Source organism: Parvibaculum sp., assembly GCF_040882025.1.
Lineage (GTDB): Bacteria > Pseudomonadota > Alphaproteobacteria > Parvibaculales > Parvibaculaceae > Parvibaculum.
Window position 1 is genome coordinate 1 of the sequence record NZ_JBBECC010000206.1, and the last position, 10,034, is coordinate 10,034.

At 64.0% G+C, this 10,034-nt stretch carries 10 protein-coding genes and 1 pseudogene; 2 read left to right on the top strand and 9 right to left on the bottom strand.

What is annotated here, in order from left to right:
- The 9 genes from der to WEB61_RS15950 all read right to left on the bottom strand — a co-directional run.
- Positions 1 to 1,370, bottom strand: a 1,370-nt coding sequence (gene der, locus WEB61_RS15910) for a ribosome biogenesis GTPase Der (RefSeq protein ID WP_368065325.1), incomplete at its 3' end; no start/stop codon positions are given.
- 60 nt (positions 1,371 to 1,430) lie between these two features.
- On the bottom strand, positions 1,431 to 2,813 hold the full coding sequence (locus WEB61_RS15915; protein WP_368065326.1) for a PQQ-binding-like beta-propeller repeat protein: 1,383 nt from the start codon (positions 2,811 to 2,813) through the stop codon (positions 1,431 to 1,433).
- 6 nt (positions 2,814 to 2,819) lie between these two features.
- Positions 2,820 to 3,569, bottom strand: a complete 750-nt coding sequence (locus WEB61_RS15920) for a tetratricopeptide repeat protein (protein ID WP_368065327.1) — start codon at positions 3,567 to 3,569, stop codon at positions 2,820 to 2,822.
- A gap of 145 nt (positions 3,570 to 3,714) precedes the next feature.
- Positions 3,715 to 4,539: a 3-methyl-2-oxobutanoate hydroxymethyltransferase gene (panB, locus tag WEB61_RS15925; protein ID WP_368065328.1), complete on the bottom strand. Its 825-nt coding sequence runs from the start codon at positions 4,537 to 4,539 to the stop codon at positions 3,715 to 3,717.
- A gap of 181 nt (positions 4,540 to 4,720) precedes the next feature.
- Positions 4,721 to 5,653, bottom strand: a complete 933-nt coding sequence (locus tag WEB61_RS15930) for a hypothetical protein (protein ID WP_368065329.1) — start codon at positions 5,651 to 5,653, stop codon at positions 4,721 to 4,723.
- Between the two features lie 81 nt (positions 5,654 to 5,734).
- Entirely contained in the window at positions 5,735 to 6,508 is a 774-nt protein-coding gene (locus WEB61_RS15935; RefSeq protein ID WP_368065330.1) for a hypothetical protein, read from the bottom strand.
- Complete coding sequence (locus tag WEB61_RS15940; RefSeq protein WP_368065331.1) at positions 6,505 to 7,035, bottom strand: tetratricopeptide repeat protein; 531 nt, start codon at positions 7,033 to 7,035, stop codon at positions 6,505 to 6,507. Before WEB61_RS15940 ends, WEB61_RS15935 begins: the two co-directional genes overlap by 4 nt.
- Positions 7,036 to 7,084: 49 nt before the next feature.
- Positions 7,085 to 7,492: a nuclear transport factor 2 family protein gene (locus WEB61_RS15945; RefSeq protein ID WP_368065332.1), complete on the bottom strand. Its 408-nt coding sequence runs from the start codon at positions 7,490 to 7,492 to the stop codon at positions 7,085 to 7,087.
- Positions 7,489 to 8,763, bottom strand: coding sequence for a cytochrome P450 (locus WEB61_RS15950; protein ID WP_368065333.1), 1,275 nt, complete (start codon positions 8,761 to 8,763; stop codon positions 7,489 to 7,491). Before WEB61_RS15950 ends, WEB61_RS15945 begins: the two co-directional genes overlap by 4 nt.
- 170 nt (positions 8,764 to 8,933) lie before the next feature.
- Between WEB61_RS15950 and WEB61_RS15955 the strand changes: the two genes are divergently transcribed.
- Positions 8,934 to 9,464 (top strand): MarR family winged helix-turn-helix transcriptional regulator, encoded by a 531-nt coding sequence (locus WEB61_RS15955; protein ID WP_368065334.1) that lies wholly within the window; start codon positions 8,934 to 8,936, stop codon positions 9,462 to 9,464.
- A 114-nt stretch (positions 9,465 to 9,578) separates the two neighbouring features.
- Positions 9,579 to 10,034, top strand: a pseudogene (locus WEB61_RS15960) (aspartate-semialdehyde dehydrogenase); the annotation flags it as partial.

Below are 10,034 nucleotides of genomic sequence, written 5' to 3' on the forward strand. Positions count from 1 at the left end.
ATGAAGAGGCGGATGGGGACGCCGGGGAGGTTGAAGGTTTCGCGCAGGCCGTTGCCCAGATAGCGGCGGTAAGACGTCGGCACTTCATCCGCGCGGCTCGAGAAGACCGCGAAGGTGGGCGGGCGCGACTTCACCTGCGACATGTATTTCAGATTGACCGGACGGCCCTTGGCGGCGGGCGGCTGGTGGCGGGAGACCGCCTCCTCCAGCCAGCGGTTGAGCTTCGCCGTCGAGACGCGGGCATTCCAGAAGGTGTGGACGCGCTCGATGGCCGGCATCAGCTTGTCGGTGCCGCGGCCGGTCAGCGCGGAGAGCGTGACGATCGGCACGCCGCGAATCTGCGGCAGCAAGCGTTCCAGCTCTTCCTTCAGCAAACGGAGCGTCGCTTGCGTGTCCGTCACCGTATCCCATTTGTTGACCGCGATCAGGAGGCCTCGGCCTTCCTGCTCGACGAGATCGGCGATGTGCAGATCCTGGCGTTCGAAGGACTGACTGGCGTCGAGCACGACGACGACAACTTCGGCGAAGCGGATGGCGCGCAACGTGTCGGCTACCGAAAGCCTTTCAAGCTTGGCGACGACGCGGGCGCGGCGGCGCATACCCGCCGTGTCCCAGAGCTTGACGCGACGGCCGCGCCAGAGCCATTCGATACCGATACTGTCGCGGGTGATGCCGGCTTCGGGGCCCGTCAACATACGGTCTTCGCCGAGAAGCTGGTTCACCAGCGTCGACTTGCCGACATTGGGACGGCCGACCATGGCGATACGCAAGGGCGCTTCGAGATCGGGTTCGTAGGGCGCGTCCGGGTCGAAGCCCTCGGCCTCATCCTCGGCCAGCGCATCTTCCAGCGCCTGCTCCTCGTCGCTTTCCGCGAAGCCGACTTCAAACTCAGCCAGCGCATCGTAAAGGTCGCTCAAGCCCTCGCCATGTTCGGCCGAAAGCGGCAGCGGCGCGCCGAGGCCCAGCTCATAAGCCTCCATGCGGCCGGCCTGCCCTGCTCCGCCTTCGCATTTGTTGGCGGCCAGGATGACGGGCGTCGGCGACTTGCGGAGGATTTGCGCGAAACGCTTGTCGAGCGGCGTGACACCGGCCCGCGCGTCGATCAGCAGCAGACAGACATCGGCTTCGGCAATGGCCTGATCGGTCTGGCGGCGCATCCGCGCCTCAAGGCTGTCGCCCGTCGCTTCCTCGAGGCCGGCTGTATCGACAACCTTGAAGGAGAGATCGCCAAGCTGCGCCTCGCCTTCGCGCCGGTCGCGCGTGACGCCGGGTGTATCGTCCACCAATGCAAGCTTCTTGCCCACCAGCCGATTGAACAGCGTGGACTTGCCGACATTGGGCCGACCGACAATGGCGACCGTGAATGACACCTCAATCAGCCTTTCTCATGGCCGGCGTCTTGCCACCTCGCCCGCTCACAAGCGGGCGCATTATCGTAGCGCGATCAGCGACGCGTCGTTGGTCAGGATATAGACCGTGCCGTCGGCGACGATCGGCGGGATCAGTGCGCCGCCTGAAAGCGAAATCTGCTCGCCAATCTCGCCGGTAAAGGGCGACACCATCAATGCCTCCCCTTCTGAGGAAACAAGGAACAGGCGATCGCTGATCAGGATCGGACCGCTCCACTCGATGTTGCCGGTTCGGTCCTCGGGGTCCTCGTAGCGCGGCAGCGGCGATATCCAGCGGATACGGCCATCGCGGCGCGAGATTGCCAGAAGTTCCTGCGAATTGGTCACGAGGAATATGAAATCGCCGGCGACCCAGGGCGTCTGCACGCCGCCAATGTCGCGCGTCCAGACGCGTTCGCCGGTACGCAGGTCGATCGACACCATGCGGCCCGAATGGCTGATGGCGATGACGCGGTTCCGGTCGATCACAGGACGGCCGGCGATGTCATTGAGCTCGCTCAAAGAGGTGACGTTGCCGGTGCGGGTGAGTGAATCGCTCCAGACAGGCGTTCCGTTTTCGACGCGCAACGCCACGAGTTCGCCGGAGGAATAGGGCGCAATGACGACGGCGCCCGACACGGCCGGGCTGGTGGAGGTCAGGATGCCTGCACTTTCGACGATGCCGCGATGGCGCCACAGCACGTCGCCCGTTTCCTGCGAGAGACAGATCATCTGGTTGTCGGCGGTGACAGCAAAAACGCGGCCGTCGGTCGCCGTGGGCGCGGCGCGAAACGGATCGCCGACCGGCTGTACCCAGAGTTCCGCACCGCTCGCGGGATCGAGCGCATGCACCGTTCCAAAGCCCGTCGTCACGAAAAGCTTGCCGTTGTCGTAAGCGACGCCGCCGCCGCGCGCTTCAGCGGCGTTTTCGTTTTCGGGCACCAGCGAAACCGTCCATGCCGATTTACCCGACTGCCGGTCGAGAGCCTGGACGCTGCCACGTGCGTCGAGCACGAAAATCCTGTCGGCGGCGATAACGGGGACCGCAACCAGCCGCGCGGCGCCCGACGAACCGGAACCGGCATCGGCCGACCAGACGCGAGCGAGCGATCCCGGCGCGACAAGGTGGTACATTGCGTTTTCCGGAGCGCCGCCCGGTTGCGGCCAATCGGCGTTGGTGCGAGCCGCAGGGAGTTCGACATCCGCGTAGGCGATCTCCGGATCGGCCTCCAGCGCGGTGCCGAGTTCCATTACCGAAAGGCGCTTGCCCGGCAGCACGGTCTTGTCGGTTGTGAAGACGTCCGAGACCGTGTCGCAGCCGGCCAGCCCCGCCATCGCCAGCCCCAGCATTGCGAGCCGGAGCGTCTTTCGGCGCGAGGGCCGAGGGGTTGCGTTCGAGCCGGCCACCATGAATTCCGCCGTCATCTCCGATTACTCCGTCTCTTCCTGAGCGTCCGGTCCCTGTTCGACCGCTTCTTCTTCCGCCGTTTCCGTCGATTCCGATGCGGGCGCGTCGGCGGCAGCGCTTTGCGGCATATACGGCGCCGCAAGCGCCTGCAACACATGGGCGCGGTCGCGAAGGCCGGCCGGCGTCGCCGGATCGTCGATGATCGCCTGCGCGTTTTCGTTCACATCCTGCCAGGCATCCGCCTTCGCCGCCGACAAGGCCAGCAACTCCAGCGCATTCCCGCGCCAGGGCGAGGAGGGGTCCAACAAGGGTTGCAGGCGCGCCTTCATGTCGTCGTAGCTCGCCTCGTCGACCAGGATGAAGGCGGCCTTGATGCGGGCCATGCCGCGCATGATCGCCGGCGCGCCGGACTGGGCGGCCACGCGTTCATAGGCCGCCAGCGCGGCGGCATGATCGCCGGCCTCCAGCAACACCGCTGCCTCCCGCAACCGCGCGAGCGTTTCGTAGCCGCCCGGCGCTTCGGCCGCGAGCCCGCCAAACAGCGCCGCGGCCTCTTCAGGTGTGGCGCTCTCGGCCTGCTTCGTCACTTCATCGAAGCGCGCCGATGCCTCGACTTTCTGTGAATAGGACCAGGTCCGCCAGCCGATGACGGCGGCGGCAATCAGTACGATGCCGGCCGCCACACCGATGAGATAAAGACCGTATTTGTCCCAAAGCTTGCTGAATTGTTCGCGGCGAAGGTCTTCTTCGACTTCGCGAAAGAGATCGGTCAAAATATTACTCCGCGGAGAAAATCAGATGGGCGGGAACTAAAGCCTCGCGCCCGGTGCCCGCCCCCTGCAGGCCGCGTAAAATAGCCCGGCAACCCGCCAATGGCAAACCGTCCGGCAAGGGCGCCAAATCCCGCAACAGATTGAGCTATTTTACCTTTTTCATGCCGTAGGTGTTTTCGGCGCCGGGGAAGCTGCGCTCGCGCACCGCGCGGGCATAGGCTTCGGCCGCGCCCGCGATCTGGGCACCGAGCGAGGCAAATTCGCGGACGAATTTCGGCGGTTTCGGTGACAGGCCCAGCATGTCCTCCAACACCAGAATCTGGCCGTCGCAGTGTGGCGAAGCGCCGATGCCGATGGTCGGGATGTCGACCTGGCCGGTGATGCGGGCGGCCAGGGGTTCGGCCATGCCTTCAAGCACGACCGCAAAGGCACCCGCTTCCGCGACGGCGGCGGCATCGGCCTCGATGGCGGCCCACTCGCTCTCCTCGCGCCCCTGCGTCTTGAAACCGCCCATGACCTGAATGTTCTGCGGCGTCAGGCCGATATGGGCCATGACGGGAATGCCGCGCAGGCTGAGATAGCGGATCGTTTCGGCGATGCGTGTTCCGCCTTCGACCTTCACGGCGGTGCAGCCGGTTTCCTTGATGACGCGGCAGGCGTTGCGGAAGGCGATTTCCGGGCTTTCCTCGTAGGAACCAAAGGGCATGTCGACCACGACCAGCGCGCGTTCGGTGCCGCGCACCACGGCCGCACCATGCGCAATCATCATGTCGAGCGTGACGCCCAGCGTCGTCTCCATGCCGTACATGACCATGCCGAGACTGTCGCCCACGAGCAGGAAGTCGACATAGGGGTCGATGTAGCGCGCCGTGTGCGCGTGATAAGCGGTCAGCGAGACGATGGGCTCGGCACCCTTGCGTGCGCGAATCTCGGGCACGGTGATGCGCTTGATCTTGGATTGTACGGACATACGGATCATCCCTTACGCGTGGCCGCGGACAGGCGCCTTACATGGGGGTACCCGCGGGGAATTGCGACGGCGGCCGGATGCCGCTGCGAAAAAAGGCTTACAGAACAAGCCCTTAGGCACCTCCCGGCACCTTTCCTGATCCTTCTGAGCGGACCTTACAAAGAATGGCCCCTGAGCGCAATCAGAGCCCCGGGGTGGGCTCCGCGACGGTCGCCTCGCCCTCGTGGCCGCCCGGCAGGCCGACGATCTCGCGATAGGCGACGGAGAGCATGGTGACTTGCGTCATCATCAAGTAGAGATAGAGCGCCAGCGAAATGATTGCCGACACCACGGCGGCGATCGAGCCGATCAGGTCAGCGGCAGAGGTCAATGCCAGACCGGCAATTCCCTCAACGACGGCCAACAGAATGAAGACTGGCAGATAGATCAGCAATGCGAAGCCGCTGATCCTCCAGGTATTGCCGCTAGTTGCAGCGAATGTTCCGAGAACACCCTGCCCCCCGCCAAGCGCGGCATCCGGCAGCGCCAGCATCAGACGCACGACAACCCCCAGCTTGAAAACATTGAGAACGACACCCAATGGGTGGAGGACGATACCTGCCGGGCCGAGTGCCGCGAGGGACGGTGCGCCATCCCCGAAGAGTGCCGCTCCGGCAAATATGATGATCACCGCAATGACGCCGACCACAGCCGACAGAACAAGCAAGAAGAGAATCCAGAAAAATAAAATCTTCAGCGTCGTCCAGACATATTGCAGGTCCTCGCGCCGGAACGGGACCGAACCACCCTCGCCAAGCAGTACGAAACGGTGCCAGCGCACGGCGGCGACGGCCTGGGCCAGCAGCATTGCCAGAACCACGGCCACGATCGTCGCCATGGAATAGGCCGCGAGAGCTTCGCGATAACGTTCGAGAACTTCCTCGGGCGATCCCACTGCCCGCTCCACGCCGGCCATACCGTAAAGTCCGGCCTGAAAAAGCAGCCAATAAAATGCGGCCGTACCAGCCAGAAGCAGAATGACAGCCGGCCATGCGACGAAAAGAAGTTGAAAATAGTGCCTCGTGACGCCGGCGAAGACCTCGCCGACAGACCGGAAAACCCGCAGCTTTCTCATGTGCTCCCCCCGAAGCCAAAGAATGACCGTTTCAGCCTATGGCATGGGCGTTCGCACCGCTAAGGAAAATTTTCGGGCCGCTCAGAAGCTGCCATCGTCCGTGGACGGTGCTTGCGTTCCCGGCGGGCCGATCAGTTCGCGATAGACGACCGAAAGAACGGCGACATTGACGATGGCGAAGAAAATGGAGATCAGGGCGAAAGCGGCCGCGACCAGGATCGCGAGGGCCGGGACGTTCTGTATCAAGCCGGCGAGCAGGACGACGCACAATGCAATCGGCAACACCACCAGCGCGAACACGGCGACCATCCGCCAGAAATTGCCGCGCGTGCGCTCCAGCACCAAGGGCGCATTGATTGGATCGTCGACCGCTGCCGCAGGCAACAGCAGCGACAGGCGCACGAAGAAGTAGAGAGACACCAAAATCAGCAGCATACCGATGAAACTGAGCAACGAGCCCGTCGTGGACTGGGGTTGCTCTTCGGCAACGGCGACACCGGCGATGGCCAACAACAGCCCTGGCAGAAGCAACAGAAAAAGAAAGATCGACACCATCAGGAAGCGTGCTTCGCGGCGCCCGAAATTCAGATGGAACCTGCCGGCGGGCGCATCGCCCATGAGGATGAAGCGGTGCCAGGTGACGGCGATGATGGGCCAGAGAAAGAGGGCCACGACATTGAGGAGCAACGACGCGAGGAGATTTTCTTCCGGATCGACATATATCGAGATTACCGACGTTGCCAGGTAGAGCAGACCCGGCAGCCAGATCAACCGCAGCATCTCGCCCATATGGGTCCATGCACCACCATAGGCTTCGCGAACCGTCGCGAGGATGTCGAGCTTCAACGCCGTCATCGGTTCATCCCGAGAAATTTTTCCTTGTAGGCTTCATTCTCGGGATCGAGGCTGAGCGCCTTGCGATAGTCCTCGCGGGCGGCATCCCGCTCGCCCTGCGCTTCATTGATTGCGCCGCGGACATACCATGCGGCCGCGCGATCCGGATCTATCTCGATTGCCTGCTCGACATCGGCGAGTGCTGCATCGAATTCATCCATCTCGCGCAGCGCATTGGCGCGGTTCTGATAGAGCAACGCATCGCGCGGCGCGATCGTCAGCGCCCGGGTGTAGTCGTTCACGGCGGCGACGAGATCGCCAACGTTCTTGTAGGCCACGCCGCGATTGATGAGGGCCGCGATCAGATCGGGTTCGTCGAGCTCACCGGATTCGATGGCGCGGCTGCAGTAGTCGATCGCCGCCTTGTTGTCGCCGGTGCTGAACTGCGCATAGCAGAGATTGCTGTCGCCGATCGCATCGGCCGTAGCCGACAGGGGCGCCCAGGCCAGAAAGGCCGCCGCCAGCAACAAAATACGCCCGTATACCATCCGCTTGTCCCTCTCGCCGGTTCGGGGGAGAGACTAGCCCCTTAAACGCTCAGGAGAAAGCGGCGACCGCGACAGCGGTGTTCATAAAATCCCGGAACCGGACCCATTTTTCGTCGCGCAGGGTAATGATGTGGGCGAAATCGGAATCGATCGTCCGGCCGGTCGACCGCGCCGTCAGATTGAGGTGACCGGTCACGACGACCTTGTCGCGCTCGGCGATGAACTCTTCGGCGTCGAACTGGTTGATGTCGACCGAGGAAAGGACCGTCTCGAAGAAGAGCCGACATTCGTCCAGACCGCGCCAGGTGCCGGCATAGGGGATTGTCTGCGGGCCGTAGAACTCGATCACGATGTCGGGATGGAGCCAGGTCATGATGGCGGGGATGTCCTTCGCACCGAAGGCGGCGAAGAGCGATTGCGTCGCGGCAATGTTGCGCGCGGTTTCGGCGGCGGTCATTCGGCGGCCTCCTTGCGGGCAGGCGTGAAACGGATGGTCAGATTGTCGTAGCCGTGATTGAGGAGGCTGGCGCGCTGCGGGACGGGTGCGGCGTCACCGAGGCGCATATCCGCCATGCGGTCAAGCATCGCCTCGACCAGCGCGCGGCCTTCCATGCGGGCGAGCGCCGAGCCGAGACAATGATGGATGCCAACGCCGAAGGTGAGCTGCTTGTTGAGATTGGGCCGGTCGATGTCGAAACGTGCGGGATCGGGGAACACTTTCGGATCGTGGTTGGCGGCGGCGAAGAAGAGCGCCACCCAGTCGCCTTTCGAAATGCGTCGGCCGCCGACCTCCGTGTCCTCGGTGGCGATCCGAAAGAGGCGCTGCGGCGGGCCGCTGTGGCGCAGGCTTTCATCGATGAAAGCGCCGACAAGGCGGCGGTCGGCGGCAAGGCGGGCGCGAATTTCCGGCATGGTCGCCAGATTGTGCAACAGGTTGCCGAGCAGGAAGGTCGTGGTTTCGGAACCGGCGACGACCAGCGTGATGCAGAAGCGGATGACCTCGTCGAGCGTCAGTTTCTCGCCACCGGCATCGGCTTTCAGCAGCGCGACGATCAGACTGTCGGGCAAGGGTTCGCCCGCCTTCAGCGCGCGGTCGTGCTCGGTGACGACGCCGACAAAATATTCGACCAGTTCGCGATTGCTCGCCTCGCGTTCGGCGGGCGTCAAGTCGGCCGAGAGCATGAAGGCGGTCGCCCAGTGACGGAAGCGGTCGACGACGCTTTCGGGGAGACCCAGCAGGCCAACCATGATGCGTGCCGGGATGCGTGCGCCGAGCGCTTCCATCACCTCGACGTCGCCCTCGCCCAGGCGTGCGACCATGCCATCGACGATGTCGCGGACCCAGGGGTCGAGCGCCTCGACGCGGGGACGCGAGAAGGCCAGATTGACGATGCCGCGCAGGCGGTCGTGTTCGGGGTTGTCGTGATTGACCAGCATCAGCGTCGGTGCCGAGGACTGTTCCTGCAACGGGTCGCGCGAGGAAAAGAGGCGGTGGTCGCGGGCGGCGGCGGAGACGTGCTCATAGTCGAGCAGCACCCAGGCCGTTACCGCCTCGTCGGCGTCCGGCACCGTGCCCGGCGGGTAGTCGCGATAACCGTAGAGCGGCGCATGGGCCCGCAGCCTTTCGTAGAGCGCATAAGGCGCGGCGATGGTGTCGCCGGTGGGCAACGCCGCCACCAGGGCCACCACCTCGTCTCCTCCTGTTTCGGCTTTCAGGCTGTCCGGCATCGGCGTTCCCCTCCCCTCGTTTTTGTGGCGCTTTGTGGCTTCTTATTATTCATTTCATAAACAATTTATTTTGTAAATAGTTTATCCAGCCGGTTCCCTGGCCCGCCGGGCTAGGATGACGGGCGGAGAATCGCGCAGGCCCGCGGGCAGCGCATCGAAGGGAAGAGAGCGTGGCGGCGAAGAAGACCGGAAGCAGCAAGGCGGGAAGCGGGAGACCGGGCGGCAAGGCCGCATCGCAGATCCCCGACGCGGCGCTGCGGTTCCTCGAATATTACTATCCCATCCATTACAAGGCCGGCATCGGCGTGGAGGACGCGCTGCGCGGGGGCCTGCTCGGCCGCCATCAGGTGGCGATGCTCTGGCTGATCCACTCGGAGGGCAAGGGCGGCCGGGAAATGAACCGCAAGGCCATCGAGCGGTCGCTTGAGACCTGGTTCGAGATTTCCGGCGCCGCCATCACCAAGGCGCTCAGGGCGATGGCCCAGCCGCCGCTGGAGTTGGTGAAGCTTGTCGAGGACCCCCGCTCGGGGCGCGAGAAGATCGTCGTCCTGACGGCCAAGGGCGAGGCGCATATGAAAAAGATGATCGCCGGCGGCGAGGCCTATGTGCAGCTGATCGTCGACCATATGACCGACGAGGAGATCGCGCAGGGCCTGCATTTTTTCCGGCGAATTTCCGAAATCGTCGCCGGGTTCCGCTGACGGCCGCCCGCGCCCCTATGGCCAGAGGCATGCCCTTGCCCGGCGCCGCCGCCGCTGTTATAGGCACGGCGCAAATTCCGGGCCTCCTACGGCCCGAACCGGAGCCTGAAACCCATGATTTCGAACCCCGTCGTCGCCATTGCGGGCGCGACCGGCGCTGTCGGCGTCGAGATGATCCGCTGCCTCGAGGAACGCAACTTCCCGGTGAAGGAACTGAAGCTGCTCGCCTCCGCGCGCTCGGCCGGCAAAACCATGCGCTTCCGGGGCAAGGACATCGTCGTCGAGAAACTGACGGAAGCTAGCTTCGCGGGCGGCGACATCGCCTTCTTCTCGGCGGGCGGCGGCATCTCGCGGCAGTTCGCCAAGGCCGTGAAGGACGCCGGCGCGGTGATGATCGACAATTCGTCGGCTTTCCGCATGGACCCGGACGTGCCGCTGGTGATCCCCGAGATCAATCCGGAAGCGGCGCTCGCCCATAGTGGTGTCATCGCCAACCCGAACTGCTCGACGATCATTGCGATCACGCCGCTCTGGCCGATCCACAAGGTCAACCGCGTGACGCGCATCGTC